General features: G+C 64.0%; 28 protein-coding genes. 11 read left to right on the top strand and 17 right to left on the bottom strand.

The window, feature by feature from the left end:
* Positions 1 to 4 precede the first annotated feature (4 nt).
* A complete protein-coding gene (locus B0E51_RS08885) occupies positions 5 to 397 on the bottom strand; it encodes an MAPEG family protein (protein WP_077444533.1) in 393 nt (130 codons plus the stop codon).
* Positions 398 to 515: 118 nt separating this feature from the next.
* Here B0E51_RS08885 and B0E51_RS08880 point away from each other — a divergent pair, with 118 nt between their 5' ends.
* Positions 516 to 1,379, top strand: a complete 864-nt coding sequence (locus B0E51_RS08880) for a neutral zinc metallopeptidase (RefSeq protein WP_077444532.1) — start codon at positions 516 to 518, stop codon at positions 1,377 to 1,379.
* Positions 1,380 to 1,477: 98 nt separating this feature from the next.
* Entirely contained in the window at positions 1,478 to 1,864 is a 387-nt protein-coding gene (locus B0E51_RS08875; RefSeq protein WP_077444723.1) for a YkgJ family cysteine cluster protein, read from the top strand.
* A gap of 3 nt (positions 1,865 to 1,867) precedes the next feature.
* On the opposite strand, the gene B0E51_RS08870 is transcribed toward B0E51_RS08875, so the two are convergent.
* A complete protein-coding gene (locus tag B0E51_RS08870) occupies positions 1,868 to 2,662 on the bottom strand; it encodes an anti-sigma factor (protein WP_077444531.1) in 795 nt (264 codons plus the stop codon).
* A complete protein-coding gene (locus B0E51_RS08865; protein WP_077444530.1) occupies positions 2,652 to 3,221 on the bottom strand; it encodes a sigma-70 family RNA polymerase sigma factor in 570 nt (189 codons plus the stop codon). Before B0E51_RS08865 ends, B0E51_RS08870 begins: the two co-directional genes overlap by 11 nt.
* Positions 3,222 to 3,385: 164 nt before the next feature.
* Between B0E51_RS08865 and B0E51_RS08860 the strand changes: the two genes are divergently transcribed.
* The gene (locus tag B0E51_RS08860; RefSeq protein WP_077444529.1) at positions 3,386 to 4,330 is read left to right on the top strand and encodes a metallophosphoesterase; all 945 of its coding nucleotides are present in this window, start codon (positions 3,386 to 3,388) and stop codon (positions 4,328 to 4,330) included.
* Positions 4,327 to 4,722 carry a cupredoxin family copper-binding protein gene (locus tag B0E51_RS08855; protein WP_254424472.1) on the top strand — a complete coding sequence of 132 codons (396 nt, stop codon included), beginning with the start codon at positions 4,327 to 4,329 and terminating at the stop codon, positions 4,720 to 4,722. The genes B0E51_RS08860 and B0E51_RS08855 overlap by 4 nt, the downstream gene beginning before the upstream one ends.
* Here the strand turns inward: B0E51_RS08855 and B0E51_RS08850 are convergent.
* From B0E51_RS08850 to B0E51_RS08840, 3 genes are all read right to left on the bottom strand, one after another.
* Complete coding sequence (locus B0E51_RS08850; RefSeq protein ID WP_077444528.1) at positions 4,709 to 5,518, bottom strand: class III extradiol ring-cleavage dioxygenase; 810 nt, start codon at positions 5,516 to 5,518, stop codon at positions 4,709 to 4,711. The two genes, B0E51_RS08855 and B0E51_RS08850, sit on opposite strands and share 14 nt — an antisense overlap.
* A gap of 110 nt (positions 5,519 to 5,628) precedes the next feature.
* A complete protein-coding gene (locus tag B0E51_RS08845) occupies positions 5,629 to 7,242 on the bottom strand; it encodes a sulfotransferase (RefSeq protein WP_077444721.1) in 1,614 nt (537 codons plus the stop codon).
* 186 nt (positions 7,243 to 7,428) lie between these two features.
* The gene (locus B0E51_RS08840; protein ID WP_077444527.1) at positions 7,429 to 9,360 is read right to left on the bottom strand and encodes a DEAD/DEAH box helicase; all 1,932 of its coding nucleotides are present in this window, start codon (positions 9,358 to 9,360) and stop codon (positions 7,429 to 7,431) included.
* A 142-nt stretch (positions 9,361 to 9,502) separates the two neighbouring features.
* Here B0E51_RS08840 and fghA point away from each other — a divergent pair, with 142 nt between their 5' ends.
* Positions 9,503 to 10,351 (top strand): S-formylglutathione hydrolase, encoded by an 849-nt coding sequence (gene fghA / locus B0E51_RS08835; RefSeq protein WP_077444526.1) that lies wholly within the window; start codon positions 9,503 to 9,505, stop codon positions 10,349 to 10,351.
* Between the two features lie 62 nt (positions 10,352 to 10,413).
* Here the strand turns inward: fghA and B0E51_RS08830 are convergent, their stop codons facing one another.
* Both B0E51_RS08830 and B0E51_RS08825 read right to left on the bottom strand, forming a co-directional pair.
* Positions 10,414 to 11,745, bottom strand: a complete 1,332-nt coding sequence (locus tag B0E51_RS08830; RefSeq protein ID WP_077444525.1) for a DEAD/DEAH box helicase — start codon at positions 11,743 to 11,745, stop codon at positions 10,414 to 10,416.
* Between the two features lie 178 nt (positions 11,746 to 11,923).
* Complete coding sequence (locus B0E51_RS08825) at positions 11,924 to 12,580, bottom strand: class I SAM-dependent methyltransferase (RefSeq protein ID WP_077444524.1); 657 nt, start codon at positions 12,578 to 12,580, stop codon at positions 11,924 to 11,926.
* Positions 12,581 to 12,712: 132 nt separating this feature from the next.
* Between B0E51_RS08825 and B0E51_RS08820 the strand changes: the two genes are divergently transcribed.
* The gene (locus B0E51_RS08820; RefSeq protein ID WP_077444720.1) at positions 12,713 to 13,945 is read left to right on the top strand and encodes an MFS transporter; all 1,233 of its coding nucleotides are present in this window, start codon (positions 12,713 to 12,715) and stop codon (positions 13,943 to 13,945) included.
* Positions 13,946 to 13,982: 37 nt separating this feature from the next.
* Positions 13,983 to 14,468 (top strand): peptidylprolyl isomerase, encoded by a 486-nt coding sequence (locus B0E51_RS08815; protein WP_077444523.1) that lies wholly within the window; start codon positions 13,983 to 13,985, stop codon positions 14,466 to 14,468.
* Between the two features lie 63 nt (positions 14,469 to 14,531).
* Here B0E51_RS08815 and B0E51_RS08810 read toward each other — a convergent pair whose 3' ends face one another.
* From B0E51_RS08810 to B0E51_RS08800, 3 genes are all read right to left on the bottom strand, one after another.
* Positions 14,532 to 15,041, bottom strand: coding sequence for a C40 family peptidase (locus tag B0E51_RS08810; protein ID WP_254424471.1), 510 nt, complete (start codon positions 15,039 to 15,041; stop codon positions 14,532 to 14,534).
* A gap of 157 nt (positions 15,042 to 15,198) precedes the next feature.
* A complete protein-coding gene (locus B0E51_RS08805) occupies positions 15,199 to 16,434 on the bottom strand; it encodes a M56 family metallopeptidase (RefSeq protein WP_077444521.1) in 1,236 nt (411 codons plus the stop codon).
* 2 nt (positions 16,435 to 16,436) lie between these two features.
* Positions 16,437 to 16,823, bottom strand: a complete 387-nt coding sequence (locus B0E51_RS08800) for a BlaI/MecI/CopY family transcriptional regulator (protein ID WP_077444520.1) — start codon at positions 16,821 to 16,823, stop codon at positions 16,437 to 16,439.
* A 110-nt stretch (positions 16,824 to 16,933) separates the two neighbouring features.
* Between B0E51_RS08800 and B0E51_RS08795 the strand changes: the two genes are divergently transcribed.
* The 4 genes from B0E51_RS08795 (at position 16,934) to B0E51_RS08780 (ending at position 20,848) form a co-directional block, all read left to right on the top strand.
* A complete protein-coding gene (locus tag B0E51_RS08795) occupies positions 16,934 to 18,193 on the top strand; it encodes an FAD-dependent oxidoreductase (protein ID WP_077444719.1) in 1,260 nt (419 codons plus the stop codon).
* Positions 18,194 to 18,283: 90 nt separating this feature from the next.
* Positions 18,284 to 19,630 (top strand): glutathione-disulfide reductase, encoded by a 1,347-nt coding sequence (gene gorA, locus B0E51_RS08790; protein ID WP_077444519.1) that lies wholly within the window; start codon positions 18,284 to 18,286, stop codon positions 19,628 to 19,630.
* A gap of 28 nt (positions 19,631 to 19,658) precedes the next feature.
* Positions 19,659 to 20,438, top strand: coding sequence for an N-formylglutamate deformylase (gene hutG, locus B0E51_RS08785; RefSeq protein ID WP_077444518.1), 780 nt, complete (start codon positions 19,659 to 19,661; stop codon positions 20,436 to 20,438).
* 188 nt (positions 20,439 to 20,626) lie between these two features.
* A complete protein-coding gene (locus B0E51_RS08780) occupies positions 20,627 to 20,848 on the top strand; it encodes a hypothetical protein (protein WP_217333094.1) in 222 nt (73 codons plus the stop codon).
* Between the two features lie 96 nt (positions 20,849 to 20,944).
* Here B0E51_RS08780 and B0E51_RS08775 read toward each other — a convergent pair whose 3' ends face one another.
* The 6 genes from B0E51_RS08775 to B0E51_RS08750 form a co-directional block, all read right to left on the bottom strand.
* Complete coding sequence (locus B0E51_RS08775; protein ID WP_077444517.1) at positions 20,945 to 21,364, bottom strand: Rid family hydrolase; 420 nt, start codon at positions 21,362 to 21,364, stop codon at positions 20,945 to 20,947.
* Complete coding sequence (gene can / locus B0E51_RS08770; protein ID WP_077444516.1) at positions 21,361 to 22,032, bottom strand: carbonate dehydratase; 672 nt, start codon at positions 22,030 to 22,032, stop codon at positions 21,361 to 21,363. The genes B0E51_RS08775 and can overlap by 4 nt, the downstream gene beginning before the upstream one ends.
* Positions 22,033 to 22,099: 67 nt before the next feature.
* The gene (locus B0E51_RS08765; protein WP_077444515.1) at positions 22,100 to 23,566 is read right to left on the bottom strand and encodes an aldehyde dehydrogenase; all 1,467 of its coding nucleotides are present in this window, start codon (positions 23,564 to 23,566) and stop codon (positions 22,100 to 22,102) included.
* A gap of 78 nt (positions 23,567 to 23,644) precedes the next feature.
* Complete coding sequence (locus B0E51_RS08760) at positions 23,645 to 24,436, bottom strand: SDR family oxidoreductase (RefSeq protein WP_077444514.1); 792 nt, start codon at positions 24,434 to 24,436, stop codon at positions 23,645 to 23,647.
* A gap of 19 nt (positions 24,437 to 24,455) precedes the next feature.
* Positions 24,456 to 24,770, bottom strand: coding sequence for a hypothetical protein (locus B0E51_RS08755; RefSeq protein WP_077444513.1), 315 nt, complete (start codon positions 24,768 to 24,770; stop codon positions 24,456 to 24,458).
* Entirely contained in the window at positions 24,770 to 25,645 is an 876-nt protein-coding gene (locus B0E51_RS08750) for a MalM family protein (protein ID WP_077444512.1), read from the bottom strand. Before B0E51_RS08750 ends, B0E51_RS08755 begins: the two co-directional genes overlap by 1 nt.
* Positions 25,646 to 25,655 lie beyond the last annotated feature (10 nt).

The following is a 25,655-nucleotide window of genomic DNA, read 5'->3' as shown; positions in this document are numbered from 1 at the left end:
GGCGTCAGCCGAGCATCAGCACACGAAAGACGCCGATACCGGCCATCACCAGCGTCGCTGCCCAGCCGATCATGCCGAGCGCGAAGCCAGGGCCGCGCTTGCCCGCGTCCTGCAGGTAGGCCAGCGCATACCAGACGCGCCCGACGATCCAGACCAGTCCAGCCACGCCGGCCCAGCCACTGAAACCATAACTGGCCGCCAGCCAGAGAGTGGGCAGGAACATGACCGTGCTTTCGAGCGTATTCATCTGCACCCGATAGGCGCGCTCGAACGCCGGGTCGCCGCTGATCGCCGGTGCCTTGATGTTGTACTTGTCGCGGGCACGGCCCACGGCCCACATGGTGCCTAACAGCAGCAGGACGGTGAGCAGGGCGACCAGGGCGGGCAGATGGGTCATGGCGGGTCCTCGGAAAAGATTGCCTACTGTAGCCGCAGTGGATGCTTGGCGTGATGCTGTGGGAAGGGCTATCGTCGCCGGGCGGCACCGGCACGGTGCGTCAATCGGTGAGGGGCGTATGGATTGGCAGAAGGGCGGCAGCAGCGACAACGTCGAAGTCGACAGTGGCAACGGTGGTGGCGGAGGTGGCGGCTTCGGTGGCGGTCGCATGGGGCTGGGCGGACTGATCGTGCTGGCCATCCTGGGCTGGATCTTCTTCAAGAACCCGCTCGCCCTGCTCAGCCAGGGCGGTGCACCGTCGAACGCGCCGACACAGAGCAGCGTCCCCGTGCAGATCGATCCGCAGCAGAAGGCGTTCGTCAGTGCGATCCTGCATTCGACCGAGCAGACCTGGGGCGAGATCTTCCAGGCCAAGGGCATGACCTATGTCGATCCCAAACTGCATTTGTTCAGTGGTGGCGTGAGAACGGCCTGCGGTGGCGCAACCACGGCGGTGGGACCGTTCTACTGTCCGGGCGACCAGAAGGTGTATCTCGATGTGGCGTTCTTCCAGCAATTGCAGGATCAGCTGCATTCATCCGGCGACTTCGCCCGCGCCTATGTGATCGGGCATGAAGTGGGTCACCATGTGCAGAAGCTGACCGGCGTGTTCGACAAGGTGCAGCAGATGCAGCAGCAGGGGCAGCCGATGGATGGTGCGGACGGCCTGTCCGTGCGGCAGGAGCTGCAGGCTGACTGCTATGCCGGTGTATGGGCGAACCACAGCCAGAAGGATCTGAACTGGCTGCAGCCGGGCGACATCGAGTCGGCACTCAATGCGGCCAGCCATATCGGCGACGACACCTTGCAGCAACAGGCACAGGGGCGTGTGCGGCCGGACACATTCACCCACGGCACTTCGGCGCAGCGGGTGAAGTGGTTCAAGACCGGCTTCAGCAGCGGCGACATGGACCAGTGCGACACGTTTTCCGGCGAACCGTAGGAAGGTCGGGTGTTCGTGTAAAAGGCCTGCCGCACGGCAGGCCTTTTACGTTCTAGAATCGAAGGCTGCGCGCCTCGGGGCGCGCCATGGGCAGCTTGATGAAACATCCCTGTCTGCGTTGCGGTGCGTGCTGTGCCTTCTTCCGTGTGTCATTCCACTGGTCGGAGGCGGATGCATCGCTCGGTGGATGCGTACCACCGGAGCTTACCGAGAAGCTTGATCCGCACCGATTGGCGATGCTCGGCACCGATGCCGCGCAGCCACGTTGCGTAGCCCTGCAAGGCACCATAGGTGTGGCTGCGCATTGCGGCATCTACGCGCGCCGGCCGTCGGTATGCCGCGAAGTGTCACCGTCGTGGGAGTTCGGCGCGATCAGCCCCCAATGCGACAAGGGACGTCTCGCGCATGGATTGCCGGTGCTGACGCCGCAGGACTGGCTCGAACCGTTCGATATCGATACGCCGCCGCTGCCGCAGATCGCCTGAGCGCTATCGCGACGGGTTCGCGGCCGGTATACCGGCATCGTTCTGGAAGGCGAGCACGAATTGCTTCAGATCGCCCGCACTGACGTCGGAGATGGCGACGTAGCGCATGCCTTCGGCGGTCCAGCGAATGACGGTGTAACCGTGGCGCTGCACTTCCGGTTGCGCCGTCACCGCCGAATCCGCCGGCCACTGGTAAAGGTTGATCACATGCAGGTGCCGTTTGTAGATCAGGGCGGCAACACTGCGCCCGTCGATCGCATCGAGACGGCCACCGATCAGCGGGAACCCTTCACTGGCCAGATCTTTCACCCGCGGCGAAAAATCGAGCTTGCCCTCGAACCATGGTTTCACCGTGTGCTGGTCGGTCGACACCACATCCATCAGGTGCTGCGCCTGCAGCGAGCGGATGTGGCTGGAGATGGCCTCGGCCACGACCGGATTGTTGTCCGCGCCGCCTCGCTGCAAGGCGGTGATCCAGGCCGGGCTGGTGAGCAGCAGCGCACCGGCAAAACCGGCGGCCATCGCGTAGGCGAGCGGCGCGCGCCGGAGTCGGGGGGGCACGGGCAGAGCGGCCTGCGCCGCGGGTTGCGCGGGACTCCAGCGTTCGCGCAACGCGTCGGGCGCACGATGGTACAGCCCGGGCTGCGCCAGCACCTTATGCAGTCGAGCGTAGGCGCCATAGCGAGCTGCACACGCGGCGCAGTCCTGCAGGTGCGTGGCCATGCGCACGCTCTGCGCGGCATCCAGTTCGTCATCGAGATAGGCGTGCATCAGCAGCCGGGCATCTTCACACGTCATGGTGGCGTACCTCCTTGGGACGGTGACCCAGCTCGACTTTCAATCGTTCGCGCGCACGGGCGAGCCGGGACATGACGGTACCGATCTTCTGCTCGGTGATCGCAGCGATTTCCTTGTAGGAACACTCTTCCAGCTCGCGCAGCACGAGCACTTCGCGCAGCGGTGACGGCAGGCGTTCCAGTGCGAGTTGCAGCGTGCCGATGTCCACCGCCAGCAAGGTCAGGGTTTCCGGTGAGGGGCCCTCATCGACCAGCGGGTGGATGTCATCGTCCAGCGACTCACGCAGGTTGTCGGGTGGGGTTTTCGTGCACAGCGTGTAGTAGGTGTTGCGCACGATGGCGAGCAGCCAGACGCGCGCGTCGTTGCCGCGGAAGCTGTCGAAATAGCGCAGCGCCCGCAGCATCGCTTCCTGCACCACATCCTGCGCATCCGCATGGTCGCGTGCGAGCCAGTGCGCGAGGTTGTAGGCCGCGTCAAGGCACGGCAGCACGAGCGTCTCGAAGCGTGCGCTGCGGACGCTGTCCGGGCTTGGCGGGATGACGTGCAAATCGACGGGCATAAGAGGGATTACCTCGGCTGGCTCGACTTTATTCCCGATGCGCAAAAGCGGGAATAGGCGATCCGGACAAGCGGTAATGCGTGGTGAAGGGAGGCTCGGCATGGACGGTCTCCCGATTCCCGGAGCGGTCGTTCGACTGCTCGCCCCCTGCGGAGTGACTCATCATGCACGACAACCACGACAACCGAGCCGGCGACCGCCGCCAGTTCCTCAAATGCATGGCCTGGGCCGGTGCCGGCACGCTCTGGCTGATGAAGGGCGGCGTGCTGCGCGCCCAGCCGCTGGGTGATGGCGCGGCGACGACATCCATGGCGGATGCCAGCTTCAGCTTTGCGCAGATCAGCGATTCCCACATCGGTTTCCACAAGGCGCCGAACATGGACGTGGTGGGCACGCTGCGTGCCTCGGTGGCGCTGGTCAATGCGCAGGCCACGCGTCCGGATTTTCTGCTGCACACCGGCGATCTCACGCATCTTTCGAAGCCCGAGGAGTTCGACACGCTGGCCGGCGTGATGCAGGAGTCGCACGCGCGCAAGGTGTTCTACGTGCCGGGCGAGCACGACGTGATCGGCGACAACGGCGCCGAATTCTTCCGTCGTTTCGGCGAACGCCAGCACGCCGGTGGCTGGTACAGCTTCGACCACCGCGGCGTGCACTTCGTCGGTTTGATCAACGTGCTCAGCCTCAAGGCCGGTGGGCTCGGTTCGCTGGGTGCAGAGCAGCTGGTGTGGCTGAAAAAGGATCTCGCCGGGCTGTCCGCCGAAACGCCCTTGGTGGTGTTTGCCCACATGCCGCTGTGGCCGCTGTACCCGCCGTGGGGCTGGGGCACGGACGACAGCGTCGAGGCGATGTCCTGCCTGCGACGGTTCGGCTCGGTCAGCGTGCTCAATGGCCATATCCACCAGATCCAGCAGAAGGTGGAGGGCAACATCACGTTCTATACGGCGCGCTCGACGGCTTACCCGCAGCCGGCGCCGGGCGTTGGGCCAGGACCTGGGCCCTTGAAGGATGTGGCGCCTGGTGCGCTGCATCGCTATCTAGGCATCCGCGATGTACGCCACGTGCAGGGCAGGCAAGTCCTGGCCGTGACCGAGGAGGTGCTGTCATGAAGGCGATTGCCCATGGATCTGCACGACCGCATGCGTCGCGTCGGCACCCCGGTGCACTGTTGGTGATGGGCGTGCTTTGCTGTGTCATCACCGCATCATCAGCCGCCATGGCAGCGAACGCATCGGCCTCGAAGGCGATGCATACGCAGCAGATCGAGATACGCAATTTCGCCTTCGCACCAGCGACGCTGACAGTACCGGCGGGTACCCGCGTGGTATGGACCAATCAGGACGAGGAGCCGCATGTGATCACCAGCGCCGGCTCGCTGTTCGCTTCCTCGAAGGGACTGGATACCAGCGACTCCTACGCCGTGACCTTCTCCAAACCGGGCACCTATGCCTATTACTGTTCGATCCACCCGATGATGGTCGGCACGATCATTGTGCAGTGAGTGGCGCGGTCGAACCATCGAACCGATAGATGTCCATCGCCAGCAGGCCCATGTCGATACCTGCATCGATCCGTTGCGCGCGGGCTTTCGCACCGGCTGCGCCCAACGCCACGAACAACGGCAGCAGGTGCTCGTCGGTGGGATGCGCGCGTTCGGCAAACGGAGCCTGGCGGCGATAGTCGAGCAAGGCATCGATGTCGCCGGCGGCGAGCTTCTGCTCGATCCAGTCGATGAACGGCTTCACATACGGCGCTTGCCGCTCGTCGCTGTAGCCGGCGCGCAGATCGTGCAGATTGTGGGTGATGCTGCCCGAGCCGATCACCAGCACGCCTTCGTCGCGCAGCGGTGCCAGCGCCTGACCCAGCGCGTACTGATGTATGGGGCCGAGTTCCGGCTGGATCGAAATCGGCACCACCGGAATGTCGGCGTTCGGATACAGCAAGCGCAATGGCACCCAGGCGCCATGATCCAGTCCGCGTTCGGGATTGATCGCAGGCGCCAGGCCGGCGTGATCCAGCAACTGCATGACGCGATCGGCCAGTACAGGGTCGCCCGGCGCCGGATAGTGCAGCTGGTACAGCGCGGCGGGAAAGCCGCCGAAATCGTGGATGGCTTCGGGTAGCGCCGCACTGCCGACCTGCGGCCGTCGCGACAGCCAGTGCGCGCTGGCCATCACGATCGCCTTTGGCCGCGGCAGCACGGCGGCCAGTTCGACCAGCCGTTCACCGGTCAGGCCCGGTTGCAGCGCGGTCATCGGTGAGCCGTGCGAGATGTACAGGCTGGGCAGGGTGGTCATTCGGGGGTTGCTCCGCGGGAATCCATGCCGTCATGGTGGGGGCGTACTGGAGATTTGCCGAGCCCGCTGGCGGAAACGATGTGTCGTCGGCATCGCACGATCGCGGTGCATCACTTGAGCGTGGGGAGGCCCAGCCCGAAACGCAGCGGATCGAGCAGCGCGCCGTAATGGGCCGCGCGCGCGGTATCGCGTTGCAGCGGTTGTCGCACCTGCGCCGCGCTGGCCGTACGCACGCTGCGCGTTGCCTGGTGGTAGTCGAGGCAGGCCGGATCGAACGGCAGTCCGCAGAATGCCAGCAGCGCGCGGATCTCGCGCTCCGGCTCGGTCAGCAGCACCTCGTAGCGCTGGATGCGGATGCGCTGCGGATCGGCGCCCTGCCACAACGCCATCACCCGCTCGTAGTCGCGGATATAGGCGGCGATGTCGGTCAGCGTGCAGGCGAAATGCGGCAGCCGGTAGAACTGCTGCTTGTAGCAGGACCAGCCCGCCTCCAGCGCATCGCGGCGGGCGTCCACGATGCGTGCGCCGGGCAGCATCGCAGCGAGCACACCGCTGAGCAGCCAGTTCGACGGCAGCTTGTCGGTGTGTCGCAGTCTGGTCTGGCGCCAGCGTGCGGTGCGCTCCAGGTAGCGCCGGCCCAGTCGCTGCCAGTCGTCGGCGCTGGCGGCACCGATCCACTGCAGCAATGGCTGGCGTCGGCGTACGGACTCCTCGCTGAGTACCTGTTCCAGATCGGGCAGTTCGCTAGCGCCTTCGACGTCGGGATGGGTGGCGAGGATCTGCTCGAACAAGGTGGAGCCGGAGCGCGGCAGCCCGACGATGAAGATCACTTCGTGGCCGAGCGTGGCATCCGTGGGTGTCGGCAGTTTGGCCGACGCGTCGAGCATCGCGTCGACGTGCGTATGGAACGCTCCCGCATGCCACGTCGCCAGTTCACGCAGCTGCGTGTTGGCTGTATTCAGTGCGGCAAATGCCTGCCCGTAGTGACCCTGGTCCTCGCACACCTTGCCCAGTGCGAATCCCATCGCGATACGGTCAGGCGGAGTGATGTCGGCACGGCGTAGTGCCGTCGCCAGCTGCTCGCGATCTGTCTCCGACAACGGGCGCGTCTTCATGTTCGCCAGCCCGCGCCAGGCGTCGCCGCGGGCTGGGTGCAACGCCAGTGCCGCGCGATAGCGCGCATCGGCATCGTCGAAGCGACCGGTGTGCACCAGTGCATCGCCGAGCAGGATCAACGCAGGCAGGAAATCCGGCGCCAGTGCATGCGCTTGCTGCAGGGCGTCGATCGCCGCATCGGTATCGCCATGTTGCTGCAGGTTGCGGCCGAGGTTGAACCACGGCATCGCTGCCTCCGGTGCCAGCGCACAAGCCTGTCGCCAGCTGACGAATGCGTCGTCCAGCTCGCCGGCGGCCTGTTGAGCATTGCCCAGATCGGAATGGGCCAACGCGTAGTCCGGCCATTGCGCGATGGCCCGTTGCAACATGACCAATGCCTCGCCATGGCGCTGCACGCGGGTATGCAGGATGCCGTACAACCGCAGCGCTTCCGGATGCTCCGGCGTCATGGCAAGAACAGTATCCAGAGCCTGTCGTGCGGCAGTCTCGGCGCCATCCCGGATGGCATGTGCCGCGGCCTGCAACTGTCGCACCGCCGCTGGGGCGAGCCCGGCAAGACACGGTTCGGCACGGTTGAGCGGGCGCTGTTCGGCGGAAGGGCTGGACATGCGGCGGTTTCGCAACGGCGATGATCCGACCGATGGTACGTCGTCGCGAGGGTGCTTATCGAGCAGCCCGTCGCCATCCTGTTTCAGCATGCATCAGTCGCAACGACAAGATGATCGTGTTGATGCGCTTCATCGCGCCGCCGGCCAAGGGGTGAGCGGCGCGATTCGAAATGACTGCTTGACCGGTTACTTGCGGCGCGGCGGCTTGCCGCCGCTGGGTCGCGGCTTGAACCCACCGGGTTTCTTGAAGCCGCCCGGCTTGTGCGATGGCGGTGCACTGGTACCGGTGTCGGTGCCGTCCCATTCGTGGATGCGCAGCTGCTGCTGCACCACCCACACTTTCTTGAGGTGCTCGAACACTTCCGCCGGCATGCCGTCGGGCAGGTCGATCAGGCTGTAATGATCGCGGATGCTGAGGCGGCCGATGAACTGGCTTTCCAGGCCGGCCTCGTTGGCGATCGCGCCGACGATATTGCCCGGCTTCACGCCGTGCTCGTGGCCGACCTCGATGCGGTAGGTGCGCTTGCCTTCTTCGGTGGCATGCGCACGCACCGGACGATGACCGAAGTCGCGTGGCGGGGCATTCTCGTGCGCGCCATGCTGGTGCGGTGCATGCTCGCGCGGTCGTGATTCATGCGGCCTGGACTCGCGTGGCGGATGGCTGGCTGCAGATGTTTCACGCCCACTCGGCGGACGGCGCTCGCTGCTGGTGCGTTCGCGTGGTGCCGCGCGTTCGACGCGTTCACGCGAAGCGGGTTCGTACTTTTCACGCTTCGGCTGTGGTGCCAGCAGCAGCGGCTGGTCGCCCTGGGCGATGCGTGCCAGCGCGGCGGCGATCTCGATCGCCGGCACGTTGTGTTCCTGCTCGTACTGCTCGATCAGTTTCTGGAACTGGCCAAGGTCGCCCTGCGCCAGCATGTCGCTGATGCGCTGCTTGAACTTGCCGATGCGCACGTCGTTGACGACGTCGACCGACGGTAGCTGCATCTGCTCGATCGGCTGCCGGGTGGCGCGCTCGATCGCGCTCAGCATGCCGCGCTCGCGCGGACTGACGAAAAGGATTGCCTCACCGCTGCGGCCGGCGCGACCGGTCCGACCGATCCGGTGCACGTAGCTCTCGGTGTCGTACGGGATGTCGTAATTGAATACGTGGCTGATGCGCTCCACGTCGAGGCCACGTGCGGCCACGTCGGTGGCGACCAGGATGTCGAGCTTGCCGTCCTTCAGCTGCTGGATCACCCGCTCGCGCTGTGGCTGCGCGATGTCGCCGTTGATTGCAGCAGCGGCCAGGCCGCGTGCCTGCAGCTTGCCGGCCAGTTCCTCGGTCGCCTGTTTGGTACGCGCGAAGATGATCATCGCGTCGAACGGCTCGGCCTCGAGAATGCGGGTCAGCGCATCGAGCTTGTGCATGCCGCTGACAAACCAGTAGCGCTGGCGGATGTTCGGCGCGGTGCTGGTGGAGGACTTGATCGTGACCTCGACCGGATCCTTCAGGTGGCGCTGCGCGATCTTGCGGATGACGCTGGGCATGGTCGCCGAGAACAGTGCGACCTGACGTTCCGGCGGAGTCGCCTGCAGCACTTTCTCGACGTCGTCGATGAAGCCCATGCGCAGCATTTCGTCGGCTTCGTCGAGCACCAGATACTTCAGCTCGGAGAGGTCCAGCGTGCCCTTGTCCATGTGATCGATCACGCGGCCGGGCGTGCCGACCACCACATGCACGCCGCGCTTGAGCGAGTGCAGCTGCGGGCCGTAGCTCTGGCCACCGTAGATCGGCAGCACCTGGAAACCGGGGATGTGTGCAGCGTAGCGCTGGAACGCCTCGGCGACCTGGATCGCCAGTTCGCGCGTGGGCGCCAGCACGAGTGCCTGCGGCTTGCCGGCGCGTGGGCTGATGCGCGACAGGATCGGCAGCGCGAACGCGGCGGTCTTGCCGGTGCCGGTCTGCGCCTGGCCGAGTACGTCGCGGCCCTCGAGCAACGGCGGGATGGTGGCGGCCTGGATCGGCGAAGGCGATTCGTAGCCGACGTCGGACAGTACGCGCAAAACGTCGGGGTGCAGCGCGAGTGCGCCGAAGCCGGACGGAACCGGGGCGTTGTCGGAAGCGGGGGATGACATGGGAACCTCGAAACTGGAAGCGGCATCGGGAATGCGACGCGCAAGTCGTGCATTCTATCATTCTGCGGCCTTTCGCGTTGCGGTATTGGCTGAACGTGAAGGGCAGATGTGTGGTTATGCCGGGATGGTGGATGTAAGGATGATGGGTATGCTTGAGACGATTTCCGAACAGCGGCTGCATGGCGGCATCCAGGGCTTTTACCGGCACCCTTCAAGCGCCTGCGGCGGCCCGATGCGTGTTGCCGTGTATCAGCCGCCGCAGGCCGTGCAGCAGCGGTGCCCGGTGTTGTATTTCCTGGCCGGGCTGACCTGCAGCGAGGAAACCGCCACGATCAAGGCCGGCGCACAGCGGCTGGCCGCCGAACTTGGCCTGGTACTGGTGATGCCCGATACCAGCCCACGTGACACCAGCATCGACGGCGCCACCGGCGACTGGGAGTTCGGTGAGGGCGCCGGCTTTTACGTTGATGCCACCGAGGCACCGTGGTCGTCACGCTTTCGCATGCACAGCTACGTGGTGGATGAATTGCCGGCCTTGATCGCTGCCAACTTTCCGGTGGATGTCTCGCGTAGTGGCATTTGCGGCCATTCGATGGGTGGCCATGGCGCATTGACGATCGCCTTGAAACACCCCTCGCGTTACCGTTCGGTATCCGCGTTCGCGCCGATCGTGGCACCCAGCGAGGTGCCATGGGGGCGCAAGGCGCTGCCTCGCTACCTCGGCATCGATCCGGGTGCCTGGACCGGTTACGACGCCTGTGCGCTGGTGCGGCGACAAACCTTTCCCGGCACGATCCTGATCGACCAAGGTGAGGCGGATCAGTTCCTGGAGGTCCAGCTGAAGCCCGAACTGTTCGACCAGGCCTGCGCCGAAGCGGGACAGGCGTTGCTGCTACGCCGACATGCCGGCTACGACCATAGCTACTGGTTCATCACCAGCTTCATTGACGATCACCTGCACCATCACGCCGCGGCACTCGGATTGCTGTAGCGGCAATCCGGTCAGCCATGCAGGAGCGACTGAAGTCGTTCCTGCATGGCTGTCTCGCGGACTCAGGCCTTGGCGGCCGGACGAGAATTCGAACGACGGCGCTGGTTGCCGGCGGCGTGATCGCCACGCCCCTGCGGCGCATAACCGCTCGGCCGAGCCGAACCAGCGGGCTTGCCCTGGCGCGGCGGGCGCGATTGACGTTGACCGCCACCACCGCCACCCTGCTTCGGACGCGGCGCGCCGGCATCCAGTCGCAGCGGTGCGGAAGGCTCGTAACCGGCGATCGGCGTGATCGCAATGTCCTGCTTCAGCAGTTTGCGGATGTCGAACAGCAGGCCGGACTCGTCGTGGCTGACCAGTGATACGGCCAGGCCTTCCATGCCGGCACGGCCGGTGCGGCCGATGCGATGCACGTAGTCTTCGGCGACCGACGGCAGGTCGAAGTTGATCACGATCGGCAACTGCTCGATGTCGATGCCGCGGGCCGCGATATCGGTGGCCACCAGCACGGTGACGCGGCCGCTCTTGAAGTCGCTCAGTGCACGGGTGCGTGCATTCTGGCTCTTGTTGCCGTGGATCGCGGCGCTGCGCAGGCCGGAGGCATTCAGGAACGTCACCAGCTTGTCGGCGCCGTGCTTGGTGCGGCTGAACACCAGCGACTGGCGGCGGCTGTCTGCCGACAGCAGGTGCAGCAGCAGGTCGCGCTTGCGCGAAGCATCGACCGGATGCACCTGGTGGCTGACCAGGGTGGCGACTGCGTTAGGCGCCGAGACCGAGATCTCGCGCGGGTTATGCATGAACTCCATCGCCAGCGTCTTGATCGCCGGTGCGAAGGTGGCCGAAAACAACAGGGTCTGCCGCTTCTTCGGCAGCGCGACCAGGATGCGCTTCAGCGCGGGCAGGAAGCCCATGTCGAGCATGCGGTCGGCTTCGTCCAGCACCAGTGTTTCCACGGCGGACAGATCCAGCGTGCGTTGCTGCATGTGGTCCATGAGTCGACCGGGGGTGGCGATGACGATGTCCACGCCGCGACGCAGTGCGTTGATCTGCGGGCCCATGCTGACGCCACCGAAGATGGTGGTGGCGCTCACCTGCATCTGCTTGCCGTAGTCGCGCAGGTTTTCGTGTACCTGGGCAGCCAACTCGCGGGTCGGGGTCAATACCAAGGCGCGCGGACGGCGCGTCATGGTCTGGCCACTGGTGGACAGTTTCTGCAGCAGCGGCAGCGCGAACGCGGCGGTTTTGCCGGTGCCGGTCTGTGCCGCGGCGAGCAGGTCGTGACCTGCCAGCGCCGGCGGAATGGCGGCAGCCTGGATCGGGGTGGGCTGGGTGTAGCCGTAATCGGCAAGCGCACGCAACAACGCGGGCGCAAGGCCCAGCGAATCGAAGGACATGTAACACTCCTGAGCAACCCGGAGTGTTCATACCGTGTTGCAGACTTGGGGAAGGGGGCGGCGTGTGCCGCAGCAGTCAGAGCGACTGCGCCGGCAAGTATAGCTGATTGAAGGGCCAACGTCTGCCCTGTGCTGCTGCAAGCCTGAACGGATGCACGGTGAGCAGGCTTGAATCGGCTCAGCGATGAGGCTGTGCCACGATCAGATAGCTGTTGAACGGCGTACGTCCACGCAATGATTCGATGTGCACATCAAGTCCGGCGCTTTCCAGCGTGCCACGCAATTCGTCGGCGCTCGGATAGTGTTGTACGCCACCACGAATCCAGCCGGACGTACGCAGGAAGAACTCCTCCAGCCGGGTGGCCTGGAAACGCCAGTTTGGCTCGCGCAGCACATTGCGGATGATCAGGATGCCTTGAGGCGCCAGCTGCCGGGTAGCCATCAGCAACAGCGCCTGCTGTTGTTCTCTGGGCAGGTAATGCAGCACATCGAGCAAGGTGACATGACCGTGCAAGGTGGGAAACGCGGTGGCATCGCCATGCCGAAGACTCATCACCGCGTCGAGTCCTGCACGGTGTACTGCACGCTGTGCGGCGTTGATCTTGCGCACATCGTGGTCCAGCCCGACGTACGGTTGCCGGTGACCTTGTGCGTGCAGAAAGTGCCCGAGCAGGCCGAGTCCGCAGCCGATGTCGAGCAAGGGCAACTGCGTACCGGCAAGCAGTGCGGCAGTGGCGGCATAAACAGGATCGCTGGCCAGCTTGCCCTTGACGTAACCGCGCTGCAGGCGTGTGTCATACAGGCTGGTGATGCGGGCGCGCGTGTTTCGGTCCATCCGTGCTCCGCATCTTGATGACACTTGCTCCAGCCTAGGCTATCGGGTGGCTGCGTGTCATGCGCCGGTGTTGCACGATTCGCAGGCATCCGGCATACGATGGCGATCATCCGCCGATCCGAGGAGAGCCTGATGTCGCTGCTTGCGCCACTGCGTGAACTTGATACCACCCAGCGGCACACTGTGCTGGCAAGCTTTCTCGGCTGGACCCTGGATGCATTCGACTACTTCCTGCTGACCTTCGTCATCATCGCGGTATCGAAGGAATTCGGGGTGGACCACGCCAAGGTCACTTACGGCCTGTTCCTGACTCTTGCGGCGCGCCCGCTTGGTGCATTGCTGTTCGGGCGACTGGCCGACCGCTTCGGCCGGCGGCCGATCCTGATGCTGGACGTGATCCTGTTTTCGCTGTTCGAACTGGCCACCGCGTTCTCGACCTCGCTCACCATGCTGCTGGTGCTGCGCTTCCTGTTCGGCATCGCGATGGGAGGCGAGTGGGGCATTGGCGCATCGCTGGCGATGGAGTCGATCCCGGCCAGGTCGCGTGGACTGATTTCCGGGCTTCTGCAGAGCGGCTATCCGTGCGGGTTCTTTCTCGCGGCACTGGCGAACTGGCTGCTGTTCGATCACATCGGCTGGCGCGGGCTTTTCGTCGTGGGCGCGGCGCCGGCCTTGCTGGTGCTGTACATCCGCCGCAGCGTGCCGGAGTCGCCGGTATGGCAGAGCGGACAGTCGCAGCAAGGGAAGATCGGCGTACTTGAAGCCATGCGGGGTCACTGGAAACTGGCGATCTATCTGATGCTGCTGATGGCTGCGTTCAACATGTTCAGCCACGGCTCGCAGGACATGTATCACACCTTCGAAGAGGTGAACCTGCATCTGGACACCAGCTCGGGCGCAGCCTTCATGCTGGTGGCGCTGCTCAACCTCGGTGCACTGGTCGGTGGATTGTTCTTCGGAGGCCTGTCGGAACGCATCGGCCGGCGCAAGGCGATGATCATCGCTGCGCTGCTGGCGATTCCGGTGATCCCGTTATGGGCCTATGGCGGCTCGCTGCTGCTGCTTGGCCTTGGTGCGTTCCTGATCCAGGTGATGGTGCAGGGCGCATGGGGTGTGGTGCCGACGCATCTCAACGAACTTTCGCCCGGAGCCATGCGTGCCACCCTGCCTGGTTTTGCCTATCAGATGGGCAACCTGCTGGCAGCCGGCACGGCAACGGCGCAGACCTGGATCGCCGATTGGCACGGCGGCGACTATGCATTCGCGATGTCGCTGTGGATTGCCGTGGTCGCAGTGATCCTGGCCTTGCTGGTGTGGCTGGGGCCTGAAGCCCGCGGGCTGGATTTCGAGAAGGCGCCCTCCTGATAGAATCGGTTCTTTTATTTCTCCAGAGAGACAGGCAATGAAGGCTGGCAAGGACAAGGTCATCGCGATCCATTACACCCTGACGGTGGACGGCGAGAAGGTGGAAAGCTCGCACGATCGCGACGAGCAGCTGTGGGTCCTGCTCGGCCACGGCCAGCTGATTCCGGGTCTGGAAACGGCGCTGGAAGGCCATGAGGCGGGCGAGACGCTGCAGGTCGAGGTAGCGGCGACTGATGGCTATGGCGAGCGCCAGGAAGACCAGATCCAGCGCATGTCGAAGAAGTATTTCCCGCAGGCGAACCGCCTCAAGCCGGGCATGGTTACCGTGCTGAAGCTGAAGGATGGTGGCCAGCGCGCGGTGACGGTGCACAAGGTCGGCATGAGCGCGATCGACGTGGACATGAACCACCCGATGGCCGGCAAGGCGCTGCACTTCGACGTAGCTATTGGCGACGTGCGCGATGCCACCGAGGAAGAGATCGCGCATGGCCATGCGCATCCGCCAGGTGCCGCCGCACACTGAGCTTCAATGCAAATGTTCTGCATCACAACGGCGCCGACAGGCGCCGTTGTTCATTGGCTGGTCTCAATCCAGCAATCGTTTGCCATAGGCAAAGTGGTCGCCCCAGTAAGGCCCATCGATATCGTCCAGCCGCACGGTACCGCCGCTGTTGGGCGCATGCACGAAGCGTCCCTTGCCGACATAGACCCCGACATGATCGATGCCGCTGCGGTTGCCGAAGAACACCAGGTCGCCGCTGGCCAGCTCGGTCATCCGTGTCACTTTCCGTCCGTCCATCGCCGCCATTTCGCGCGAACTGTGCGGTAGCAGGATGTCGGCAGCGTGGCGGTAGATGTAGTCGACCAGTCCGCTGCAATCGAAGCCGCCTGCTGGCGTGTTGCCACCCCAGTGATATGGCGTGCCGACCAGGGCCATGGCGCGGAACAGCACATCATTTGCCGTGCCAGCATTGGCGTCGGAAGGAGCGCGGGCCGGCAGATCCGCCAACGAGGAATGCGAGCTGGTGAAGGTCGGTTCGTGTCGACGCGAGTTGCTTGCGCAGGCCGCCAGCAACAGGACCAGGACGACTGGCATCGCCTTGCGCACTACACGCCATACAGCTTGCTGCGACGTGATTCGGCAGCTGCAATCCAGGTGCATGTGACAACCTCGGCGTTCGTTGGGCCGAGGTTATCAATTCAATAATCTACAAGCAAATCAATGGCCTTAAATTTCTTTCGAAGAAACGACCTCACTTTGTGGGTTTGAGGGCTGCTTCCTCGAGGCTGAACGTGATGGGTACACGTGCGTACCCATCTACAGGCTTGCCATTCTTCACCTCGGGTTTGAGGCGCCAGTGCTGTGCGGCTTCGGTGGCCGCCGCGATCAGGTCGGCTGAATCAGTCGTGCTGTGTACGCTGTCATAGCGAACATCGCCGACACTCCCATCCGCGCGCACCAGAATAAGCAAGACAACGATGCCTTGCTCGTGTTGACGTATTGCACTTTCCGGATAGCTGGGGCGAATCCTCACTTCGTCGCTCAAGCCCAGATTCTGGCTGGGCGCGTGGGGCGCGAGCGTGGGAGGAGGAGGGGGAGGAGCTTGTTGTGCGATGGCCTGTATCCCGAATGCGCTGCCTGCAATCAGCGCTGCCAATGTGATAAAGCCCAAACGACGGTGCAGCGCACCGGGACGATGGTACTGGATCATCTGCAATCGCTCCTTCATCTGTAATGGGTCGAGCCAGGGAATGAGTGCCGGCGTAGTACTTATGCCGGTGCTATGCAGCAAGGTGCGTGCGTACTTCACCTCGTCCTGCGGTGACTGGCGCAGCACGCATTCGTCGCAGGCCAGCTCCTGGTCCAGTCGGAAGCGCGGTCGCGCCAGCCACGCCAGCGGATGGAACCAAAGCAGCGCGAAAGTCAGTTCGGCCAACAGGCTCCACAAGGCATCGCCACGGCGCAGATGCGTGAGTTCGTGCTGCAACACCAGTCGCTGTTCGTCGGCATCAAAGCGTTCGAGAAAGTCTGCCGGTATCAGCAGCAGGCTGCGTGGAGCCCACAATACGGCGGGCCCGGCTGGGTGCAGCCGTACCCGGCGCGGATCCGGTGCGCCTGGAGAGGTCTGAAGAATGCGATGCATCGTGTATGGAAGGTGCCGGCTTCGCCGTCGCAGCTGGCAGTAGTGAATCGCCAGACGCACCAGACATAGCATTGTGCCGGTGATCCACAGCAGCAGTGGCCAGTGCATCGTCGAAACAGTTGCCCCGGCTTGAACAATGGATGCCGATGTGGCGGGCAGCACAAGCAGTCTTGGCGCGATGGCCCATTCCGGCGGCAGAGCAGGCAACCGCGGCAGCAGCACCAGCAATGGAAACAGTAGCCATAGTGCGAATGCGAGTTCGGCTCCGAACAGTCGTTGGGCAAGCCGACGCAGTGTCAGTACCAGTGCCAACCCCAGGGTGGCGTATAGCAGCGTCTGGAACATCGTCAGTGTCCTTTCTTCTCGATGGAGTCGATCAGCTTGCGCAGTTCGGCGACGTCCCTGGTCGAGAGCTTTTCGTGCTGGCTGAAATGCGCCAGCAGGGGTGCCACCTTGCCGCCGAATACCCGGTCCAGCAGGCTGCGGCTTTCCTGTTGTTGCCAGTCCTCGCGCCGTAATTGCGGCGAGTACAGATAGCGTCGGCCATCCCTCTCGGCACTTACCGCGCCCTTGCCGAGCAGGCGGTTGAGCAGGGTCTTGATGGTTTTCTCGTGCCAGCCAGTGGGCTCCAGCAAAGTGGCGACGATGTCTTCGGAGGTTTGTGGCGCCTGCTGCCACAGCACTTCCATCACCCGGCTTTCGGCATCACTGATGGTGATCGGTGGGTTCGGCATGGTTGTCTCCGCAATGGATTACATATGTAGTCGCAATTAAGATTACGCGCGTAATTCATTTGATGCAAGCGGTTTGGAAAGGCGGCAAATCAGCCCGCTACAATGAGCAGATGAATGCTTCGCGCAGTGATGTGCTGATTCTCGGCGGCGGTGTCATCGGCCTGGCATGTGCGCTGTACCTGCTGAAGGCGGGTGCAAGTGTGCGGGTGCTTGAGCAGGGCACGCCCGGCTGCGGCAGCTCGCATGGCAACTGCGGCACGATCACCCCAAGCCATGCACCGCCGCTGGCGATGCCGGGTGTGATCGGCGTCGCGCTGCGCTCGATGCTGTCCGCGGATGCGCCGCTTTATCTCAATCCACGTCTCGATGGGCCACGCCTGCGCTGGCTGCTGGGGTTTGCGCGGCATTGCAACTGGCATGACTTTGCCCGCGCCACCACGGCGCGCGCGGCGATCCTGCAGCGCTCGCGCCAGCTGCTGGCCGGCCTGGTGCATGACGAGCCGCTGGATTGCGAGTTCGTCGAGGAAGGCGATCTGTACGTCTATCGCACGGCGCAGCGACAGGCAGCGGACGCGCGTGATCACGTCGCGGTGCTGGAGGGATTGGGCATCGAGGTACAGCGTCTTCGCGGCGAGCAGGTCGAAGCGATGGAGCCCGCATTGAAACCGGGGGTGGTCGGTGGCTTGCTGCACCCCGGTGATGCCCGGCTGCGGCCGGATCGCTATGCGGCTGAACTGGCGCGGAGGGTGGTCGAGCTGGGCGGTGTCATCGAGGCCGGCGCGCGGGTCGAACGTTTCGGCACCGACAATCACCGCATCACCCAGGTGCACAGTAGTGGTGGTGTGTTCGAGGCTGACCGGATCGTCATGGCGCTCGGCGCATGGTCGCCGCTGCTGGCCAAGACACTTGGGCTGCGTCTTCCGATGCAGCCAGGCAAGGGTTATTCGTTGACCTATACGCGTCCCGCACAGGCGCCACGGCATGCGCTGGTGTTGCGCGAGGCATCGGTCTGCGTCACCACCTGGGCCAGTGGTTACCGGCTGGGTAGCACGATGGAGTTTTCCGGGTACGCCGAAGGCCTCAACCGCACCCGACTCGATGCGTTGCGGCGCGGTGCAGCCAGTGGTTTGCGCGAACCGGAGGGTCCCGAATTGCTGGAGGAATGGTGGGGCTGGCGACCGATGAGCGTGGACGAGATACCGATCATCGGCCCCAGCATGCACTGGTCGAACCTGTTGCTGGCGACCGCGCACGGCATGCTTGGCGTGAGCATGTCGGCGGCGACCGGCGAGCTGGTCGCGTCGATGCTGGGCGGCTCGGCTTCGCCCATCGACGCAACACCTTATGCGCCGGCACGCTTCGGTCTTTGAGCAGCACTTTGCTGATGATGGCGTGATCGCTTGACGCTGACTTCAGCGAATAACTGCTAGCTTTGTCCGAACTTGTCGAGGGCACAGCAGATGACTGCAAGTCATGACCTTATCGTGCTGGGCGCAGGTTCGGCTGGCCTGGCTACCGCTTTTCGCGCCGCGCAGCATGGTGCCCGTGTAGCCTTGCTCGACCCCGGCGCATTGGGCGGCACCTGTGTGCATCGTGGCTGCGTGCCGAAGAAAGCGTTGTGGTTCGCCGCGCAGCTGGCGCAGGCACAGCAGCTGGCAGTCGAATTCGGCTTTGCCTCGCAACCGGGACTGCTCGACTGGGAGCGTTTCCGCGGTTTGCGTCAGCGCTACATCGACGCGATCGATCAACGCTATGCACAGCGCTTGCAGGAAGCCGGCGTGCAAGTGCTGCGTCAGGCTGGACGCTTTGTCGCGACGGACGTGATCGAGCTGGCCGATGGCGCCCGAGTGCAGGCGGCGCAGATCGTGATCGCCACCGGCGCACGACCACGTCGGCTGACACTGCCGGGTTTCGAGCTGGGCCTCGTCTCGGACGACATGTTTGCGCTGCATGCGTTGCCTCGTCGCATCGCCATCGTGGGCGGAGGTTACGTGGCGGTGGAATTTGCCGGCTTGCTGCGTGCACTTGGCAGCGAAGTGGACGTACTGGCGCACGAACGATTGCTGGAAGGCTTTGACGAGGAACTGGTGCAGGCATTGATGGAGCAGATGAAAGCGCAGGGCATTCGCCTCAGCCATCACAGCGTGGTCAAGGCAGTGCATCGCCCGTCCAACGGCATCATGCTGGACGATGCGTCGGCTGGATTACGCGGTCCCTACGACGCGTTGCTGTGGGCCGTGGGTCGCGTGCCCAACACCGAGGCATTGGGGCTCGATGCCGCAGGTGTGGATGTCGACGATCACAGTCATGTGCGGACCAATCCATGGCAGGACACCAATGTGGCAGGCATCCATGCGGTAGGCGATGTCACTGCGCGCAAGGCGTTGACGCCGGTAGCGGTCGCCGCTGGCCGGCGGTTGGCGGACCGCTTGTTCGGCGGTCAGGCGGATGCGCGGCTGGACTATGAAAATATCCCCAGTGTGGTCTTTGCCGAGCCACCGCTGGGCATGGTGGGAATGACCGAGCAGCAGGCCCGCGGTCGACACGGTGATCAGGTCACCATCCATCGCAGCCGGTTTGCGCCGATGCAGTGGGCACTGGTCGGCCGACGTGAGCAGAGCCTGATGAAGCTGGTCTGCGTGGGCGTCGAGGAACGTGTGGTCGGCATTCATGTGCTGGGTCCCAGCAGCGATGAAATGTTGCAGGGCTTTGCGGTGGCGCTGAAGCTCGGCTTGCGCAAGTGCGACCTGGAGGCCACCGTGGCGATCCATCCGACTTCGGCGGAAGAACTGGTATTGATAGGTTGAACCCAGGCCATCGCCGCTAGAATGGCGCATGGCCAACTTCACCTTGCAGCGCGGCCGCGTGCCGCTGTTGATCAGCCTGCCGCACGATGGCAGCTTCATTCCCGACGACATTGCCCGGCGCATGCACCCGGCGGCACGCCGCTCGCCGGATACGGACTGGCATGTCGCGCGCCTGTACGAGCCGTTGGCGCAGGCGTTGGGTGCCAGTGTGCTCAAGCCGCTGGCCTCACGCTATGTGATCGATTTGAACCGGCCGGCCGACGGTCATGCGCTGTATCCGGGGCAGCGGGAAACCGGCCTGGTATCGACCATCGGATTCGACGGCGAGCCGTTGTATCTGGACGGCCAATTGCCCGATGCCATCGAAGTTCAACAGCGGATAAACGAGTACTGGCAGCCTTATCACCAGGCCATTTCGCATGAAATTGCGAGGCTGCGTGCCGAGCATGGCCGGGTGGTGCTGTGGGAAGGTCACTCCATTCGCAGCCGGGTGCCGATGCTGTTCGATGGCCAACTGCCGGATTTCAACCTCGGCACGGCGTCGGGAGCCAGTTGCGGTACCCCGTTGCAGGTACGGCTGCAGTCCTGCCTCGAGTCGCAGTCCCGATACAGCTTTGCCGTCAATGGTCGCTTCAAGGGCGGTTACATCACACGTCATTACGGCGATCCCGCTGCGGGCGTGGAGGCGGTACAGCTGGAACTCGCACAACTCAATTACATGGACGAAGAGAGCTTTGATTACGACGAACGCCGGGCGCTGGCCGTGCAGGAGTTGATCGGTCAGTTGCTGCACGCCAGTTTGCAATAATCGCAAATTATTGCGCCAGGAATCAGCGTTCGCGGTTGTCAAGAACCAGCGATCTGTTCGTCGTGAAAATCCCGTGTTCTGTTCAGTCGTCGTACGTCCTTCCTGCTGCTATTGTTGGTTCGTCGCGCCACCCGAGTTGCCGGGTTCCGGCCGGGCTCGCGATACCCAATGATCCGAGGCTTAACATCATGATGCGTAAACTTGCGATCGCTTCCCTGCTCGTGGCGGGCGTGGCTCTTTCCGGTTCTGTGCTGGCTCAGGCTGCTGCTCCGCAGGCTGCGAGCGCTCCGGCGGCTGCTTCGACCGCTGCTGCCCCGAAGGCGGCTACGACCAAGTCTCACAAGCACCACACCAAGCATCAAAAGGCTGCTGCTCCGGCTACTGCCAGCAGTGCTGCTTCCGGCGGCTGATCACCGACCCGGTTGTTACAAATCGAAACCCCGTCGGTACAACCGACGGGGTTTTTTTACAGATGATGCAACGAACAGATTCGGGTGACCGGCTCGTCACTTCGGCAGTGCGGCTATGCACTTGAGCTCGATCGCGATGGGAGTCGGCAGCGCGCTGATGCCAAGCGTGGTGCGGCAGGCATCGACGCCGGCGAAATATTCCGTGTAGAGCCTGTTGTAGACGGCAAAGTCGCGTGCCATGTCGGTGAGGAATACGGTGACATCAACCAGGTCCTCCCAATGCGCACCGCTGGCTTCCAGTACCGCGCGCACGTTCGCGAACACCTGTCGGCACTGCGCCTCGATGTCGTAGCCGGCCAGCCGGCCTTCGCTGTCGTAGATGTTGCCGGGAATCGCATTGCTGCCAGGCTGGCGCGGGCCGACACCGGACAGGAACAGCAGGTCGCCGACGCGTCGCGCGTGCGGGTAGGCGCCGACCGGCGCCGGAGCGGTATCGGTGCGGATGATTCCGCTCATGGTTGATGCGCTGCCGGCAGCCGGGTCAATCGCTGTAGCGCACTTTCGTAAGCCGGTTCCAGCGTCGTACGCGAGTCAACATGCATGTTCAGATCGTGCATATGACCATTGTCGAGGCTGTAGCACCACGCATGCACCGAGAGTTTCTGGCCACGTTCCCAGGCGTCCATCACCACCGTGGTGCGGCAGGTGTTGGTCACCTGCTCGATCGCATTGAGTTCACACAGGCGGGTATTGCGCAGTGACATCAGGTCCAGTGAAGCGAGCAGCGAGGAATGCTTCTCCGCCACGTCGCCGACATGTCGCAGCCAGTTGTCGACCAGGCCGAGCCGGCGCTCGTCAAGCACGGCCTGGATGCCGCCGCAGCCGTAATGGCCGACGATGATGATGTGCTCGACCTTGAGGATGTCCACCGCGAACTGGATCGCGCTGAGGCAGTTGAGGTCGCTGTGCGAGACCACATTCGCCACATTGCGCTGCACGAAGATCTCGCCCGGCGGAAGGTCGACGATCTGGGTTGCCGGTACCCGCGAATCGGAACAGCCGATCCACAGATACTTCGGCGACTGCTGCTTCGCCAGATGCTCGAAGAATTGCGGGTCTTCAGCATGCCTGGCAGCGGACCAGCGGCGGTTGCCATCGAGCAGTTCTTGCAGGGGACTGGTCACGGTTGGTTACTCATCGGTGCGGCTTGCGCCGCGGCATGGATCAAAGGGGTGGGTCGAGAGCGACTGATCAATAGCGGATGCAGATGTTCTTTGGTTCGGTGAAGAAGTGCAGCGCATCACTGCCACCCTCGCGGCCAAGTCCGGATTGCTTGGCGCCACCGAATGGCGTGCGCAGGTCGCGCAGCAGCCAGCAGTTGATCCAGACGATGCCGAACTCGAGCTGGGCGCCGAACCGGTGCGCACGCGAGAGATCCTGCGTCCATAGCGAAGCAGCGAGTCCGTAGCGGCTGTCGTTGGCGATCGCCAGTGCTTCAGCCTCATCCTCGAACGGAATCAGGCTGACCACCGGGCCGAAGATTTCCTGCTGATTGGTCTGCGCGGAGGACGGCAAATTCTCGATCACCGTGGGCGCGATGAACCAGCCACCCGCACAGCGACCGGGCACGCTGAGCGCGTGGCCGCCACAAAGCACTTGGCCGTCTTCGGCACGGGCTTGTTCGATGCAGCCGAGCACCTTGTCAAAGTGTGCCTGCGAGACCATCGCACCCAGATCGTTGCCGGCATCCTGCGGATCGCCGATCCGCAGCGCCCGTACTCGCGCGAGATAACGTTCGCGGAAGGTGTCGTAGATCGAGCGCTGCACCAGCAGGCGTGAACCGCACAGGCAGATCTCACCCTGGTTGGCGAAACCGGAGCGTACGATGGTGTCCAGGTTCGCGTCGGAGAGATCGGCATCGGCGAACACGATGGCTGGGTTCTTGCCGCCCATTTCCAGCGAGACTTTCTTGAACTGCGGCGCAGCAACGGCAGCGATCTGTGCGCCGGTAGCCGTGCTGCCGGTGAAGGAAACGGCCTTCACCTGCGGGTGCGCCACGATGGACTGTCCCACCGTCGGGCCGCGGCCCTGCACGATATTGAGCACGCCGGGTGGAAAGCCGGCAGCAATGCTCAGTTCGCCTAGCAGTGCCGCCGTACATGGCGTTACTTCCGACGGCTTCGCCACCACGGTGTCGCCGACGGCGAGTGCCGGCGCAATCTTCCATGTGAACAGGTAGAGGGGCAGGTTCCACGGACTGATGCAGCCGACCACGCCGAGTGGCTGGCGCAAGGTGTAATTGATCGCGCCGGTGCCGGGCGTGCGGGTGGCCATCGCGTGCGACTCGCTGTCCCATGTGACGATCGCGGCGGCGAAGTGGCGCAGGTTGCTGATTGCACGTGGAATGTCGAGGCTGCGAGCGAGGGCCAGCGGCTTGCCGCTGTCGCGCGATTCCAGCGCCGCGAATTCCTCCAGCCGCGCCTCGATCAGGTCGGCCAGTCGTAGGAGACATTGTGCACGTTGCTCGGCGGGCGTGTTTGCCCAGCCGACGGCGGCTCGGTTCGCCGCAGCGACGGCGGCATCGACATCAACAGCGGTGGAATCGGGACAGTGCGCGAACACCTTGCCGCTGGCCGGCTCATGCACGTCCAGCCAGGCATCGTGCTGCGGGGGCTGCAGGCGACCGTCGATCAGATTGGCTAGGCGGTGGATGGACATCTGCTCAAGCTTAAAACCAGTGTGCCGCAAATGCACCGGACGCTGGCGTATGCGTGACGCCTGGACGTGATGTTCGGATCAACTCAGTGCTCGCGTGCGTCCGCCATCCACGGCAATGCTGACGCCGTTGACGTAGGCGGCTGCAGGCGTGCACAGGAAGGCGATGACTGCCGCGATCTCGCCGGCCTCGCCGAAGCGGCGAGCAGGAACTGTGGCCAGCATGTTCTGGGCGACTTCGTCCTCGCTGCGGCCGCTGGCAGCAGCCTGCGATGCCAGCAGGCCATCGAGGCGCGCCGTGCGGGTATAGCCGGGCAGCACATTGTTGACCGTGATGCCGTCGGCGGCGAGTTCCGCCGATAGCGTCTTGGCCCAGCCGGCGACGGCGGCGCGCACCGTGTTGGAGACGCCCAACCCGGCAATCGGTTCCTTCACCGAGGTGGAGATCACGTTGACGATGCGGCCGTAGCCGCTGGCGCGCATGCCCGGCAGCAATGCCTGCAGCAGGGTCTGGCCGGCAAGCACATGTTGGCGGAATGCGATTTCGAATGCACCCGGCGTTGCTGTGTTCGCGGGGCCGCCCGGCGGTCCACCGGTGTTGTTGATCAGGATATGCACGGGCTGCCGGGTGACGATTTCTGTCGCCACTGCCTGCAGGCCTGTCGTATCCAGCATGTCGACACTGCGCCAGTCATGTTGCTGACCGGCCCGGGGTCGTGGCAGATTTTCCGCGATGGCCTTCAGCGTGTCGGCCGAGCGTGCCAGCAGGGTGACATTGGCGCCCAGCTCGGCCAGTTCGATCGCGCTGGCGCGGCCGATGCCTTGCGAGGCGCCGCAGACCAGCGCGTGGCGCCCACTCAGATCCAGTTGCATGGGATTCTCCGGTCGGGTTTCAACGCAGCAGCAGACGCATGGCCAGTGCGGCGAGCCAGCATAGCCAGCCCAGCCACGGGCTGTAGCGCCATATCCGTTGCCAGCGGTCGATGGCGGTATCACCCAGCGCAGGCAGGGCAGGCGAGCGCAACGCATGCTGCATGCGGATCCAGATGCGAAATGCCGTGGCCTGGCCATGTTCCGGTTCGGCAATGATTTTCCATTGCTGCGGGTGACGCTGCCGCAGCATCGTCGCGAGGCGGAATTGGGCGACGTAGGACAGCACGAACAGGCCGATACCGGCGGTCAACAGGGTTAGATACAGGGCGATCATCAGGGACTGCCGCTGGTGCTGTTGTTGCTGCCGGTATCACTCGTTTTGTCGGTGCTGCCTGTCGTGCCGTTGCTGCTGCTATTGCTGGCATTCCAAGGCAGCGGCAATGCGGTTCGCAAGGTATTGAGTACGCCGTCGCCGGGCTTTGCTTTCTTGCAGATCGCGTTGTCGACAGCCTTGGCATAGGTCTTGTTCATCATGCCGACCCACAGTGTGCCGTCTGGTCCGTGCGGGATGCTGAAGCTGCCCTTGGAATTCATCTGCAGCGTTGCCGTGGTCGTATTGGAGACCGAAGCTGGCGACTGTTCCCAATAGGTTTTGCCCGATTGTTGCGCAGCCGAGCTGTAGACGAGCAGATAGCGCGCCTTGTCGTCATCGATCTTGAGGTTGCCGAACGCGCCGGTGGTTTCGTCGCTCCAGCCCATGTGCTCGCACAACTCGATGTCTGCGCTGTGGATCGGCTGAAAGCCTTCATCCAGCAGAACGACGGTAGGGGCGAACAGATAGCTGCTGTGCAGCCAGCGACCGACCAGCTCCGATTTCACTGCCACGCGGTATGGCAGCTTGACGCCGGTCGGCAGGCGGAAAGCGAGGAAGTAGCTGTGCGCGCCGTTGAGGTTGGCGACCATGCTGCCGCTGCCCAGCGTGAACTTCTGCGGCTGCCACGGCAGCATGCTGCCGTAGGAGAAGTCCGCGAAGCTGCTGCAGCACGGCGTGGCCTGCTGCAGCTGCTGCTTGGCGGTCTTCAGCACGTCGGCCGAATCCTCGGCCGGCGGCCGCAGGTTCGGCGGGATCAGCACCTTGGCGCTATGGCAGCCGCCCAGCAGCACAGTGGCGACCAGGGCGGCGGCGATGGTGGAGAAACGATGCGACATGGCAGGGGCG

Origin of the sequence: Rhodanobacter sp. C05, from assembly GCF_002001165.1 — a bacterium.
GTDB lineage: Bacteria > Pseudomonadota > Gammaproteobacteria > Xanthomonadales > Rhodanobacteraceae > Rhodanobacter.
Note: the sequence above shows the minus strand (reverse complement) of the source record. Positions and strands in the feature narration are given on the sequence as shown.

What these genes read in the sequence shown, in the direction of transcription:
- B0E51_RS08885 (WP_077444533.1), bottom strand. Translation starts at nt 397, where the DNA reads ATGACCCATCTGCCCGCCCTGGTCGCCCTGCTCACCGTCCTGCTGCTG.
- B0E51_RS08840 (WP_077444527.1), bottom strand. Translation starts at nt 9,360, where the DNA reads ATGTCATCCCCCGCTTCCGACAACGCCCCGGTTCCGTCCGGCTTCGGC.
- B0E51_RS08870 (WP_077444531.1), bottom strand. Translation starts at nt 2,662, where the DNA reads ATGACGTGTGAAGATGCCCGGCTGCTGATGCACGCCTATCTCGATGAC.
- B0E51_RS08775 (WP_077444517.1), bottom strand. Translation starts at nt 21,364, where the DNA reads ATGAGCGGAATCATCCGCACCGATACCGCTCCGGCGCCGGTCGGCGCC.
- gorA (WP_077444519.1), top strand. Translation starts at nt 18,284, where the DNA reads ATGACTGCAAGTCATGACCTTATCGTGCTGGGCGCAGGTTCGGCTGGC.
- B0E51_RS08865 (WP_077444530.1), bottom strand. Translation starts at nt 3,221, where the DNA reads ATGCCCGTCGATTTGCACGTCATCCCGCCAAGCCCGGACAGCGTCCGC.
- B0E51_RS08780 (WP_217333094.1), top strand. Translation starts at nt 20,627, where the DNA reads ATGATGCGTAAACTTGCGATCGCTTCCCTGCTCGTGGCGGGCGTGGCT.
- B0E51_RS08800 (WP_077444520.1), bottom strand. Translation starts at nt 16,823, where the DNA reads ATGCCGAACCCACCGATCACCATCAGTGATGCCGAAAGCCGGGTGATG.
- B0E51_RS08815 (WP_077444523.1), top strand. Translation starts at nt 13,983, where the DNA reads ATGAAGGCTGGCAAGGACAAGGTCATCGCGATCCATTACACCCTGACG.
- B0E51_RS08810 (WP_254424471.1), bottom strand. Translation starts at nt 15,041, where the DNA reads ATGCCAGTCGTCCTGGTCCTGTTGCTGGCGGCCTGCGCAAGCAACTCG.
- fghA (WP_077444526.1), top strand. Translation starts at nt 9,503, where the DNA reads ATGGGTATGCTTGAGACGATTTCCGAACAGCGGCTGCATGGCGGCATC.
- B0E51_RS08805 (WP_077444521.1), bottom strand. Translation starts at nt 16,434, where the DNA reads ATGTTCCAGACGCTGCTATACGCCACCCTGGGGTTGGCACTGGTACTG.
- hutG (WP_077444518.1), top strand. Translation starts at nt 19,659, where the DNA reads ATGGCCAACTTCACCTTGCAGCGCGGCCGCGTGCCGCTGTTGATCAGC.
- B0E51_RS08760 (WP_077444514.1), bottom strand. Translation starts at nt 24,436, where the DNA reads ATGCAACTGGATCTGAGTGGGCGCCACGCGCTGGTCTGCGGCGCCTCG.
- B0E51_RS08830 (WP_077444525.1), bottom strand. Translation starts at nt 11,745, where the DNA reads ATGTCCTTCGATTCGCTGGGCCTTGCGCCCGCGTTGTTGCGTGCGCTT.
- B0E51_RS08845 (WP_077444721.1), bottom strand. Translation starts at nt 7,242, where the DNA reads ATGTCCAGCCCTTCCGCCGAACAGCGCCCGCTCAACCGTGCCGAACCG.
- B0E51_RS08765 (WP_077444515.1), bottom strand. Translation starts at nt 23,566, where the DNA reads ATGTCCATCCACCGCCTAGCCAATCTGATCGACGGTCGCCTGCAGCCC.
- B0E51_RS08820 (WP_077444720.1), top strand. Translation starts at nt 12,713, where the DNA reads ATGTCGCTGCTTGCGCCACTGCGTGAACTTGATACCACCCAGCGGCAC.
- B0E51_RS08880 (WP_077444532.1), top strand. Translation starts at nt 516, where the DNA reads ATGGATTGGCAGAAGGGCGGCAGCAGCGACAACGTCGAAGTCGACAGT.
- B0E51_RS08795 (WP_077444719.1), top strand. Translation starts at nt 16,934, where the DNA reads ATGAATGCTTCGCGCAGTGATGTGCTGATTCTCGGCGGCGGTGTCATC.
- B0E51_RS08755 (WP_077444513.1), bottom strand. Translation starts at nt 24,770, where the DNA reads ATGATCGCCCTGTATCTAACCCTGTTGACCGCCGGTATCGGCCTGTTC.
- B0E51_RS08875 (WP_077444723.1), top strand. Translation starts at nt 1,478, where the DNA reads ATGAAACATCCCTGTCTGCGTTGCGGTGCGTGCTGTGCCTTCTTCCGT.
- B0E51_RS08750 (WP_077444512.1), bottom strand. Translation starts at nt 25,645, where the DNA reads ATGTCGCATCGTTTCTCCACCATCGCCGCCGCCCTGGTCGCCACTGTG.
- B0E51_RS08855 (WP_254424472.1), top strand. Translation starts at nt 4,327, where the DNA reads ATGAAGGCGATTGCCCATGGATCTGCACGACCGCATGCGTCGCGTCGG.
- B0E51_RS08860 (WP_077444529.1), top strand. Translation starts at nt 3,386, where the DNA reads ATGCACGACAACCACGACAACCGAGCCGGCGACCGCCGCCAGTTCCTC.
- B0E51_RS08850 (WP_077444528.1), bottom strand. Translation starts at nt 5,518, where the DNA reads ATGACCACCCTGCCCAGCCTGTACATCTCGCACGGCTCACCGATGACC.
- B0E51_RS08825 (WP_077444524.1), bottom strand. Translation starts at nt 12,580, where the DNA reads ATGGACCGAAACACGCGCGCCCGCATCACCAGCCTGTATGACACACGC.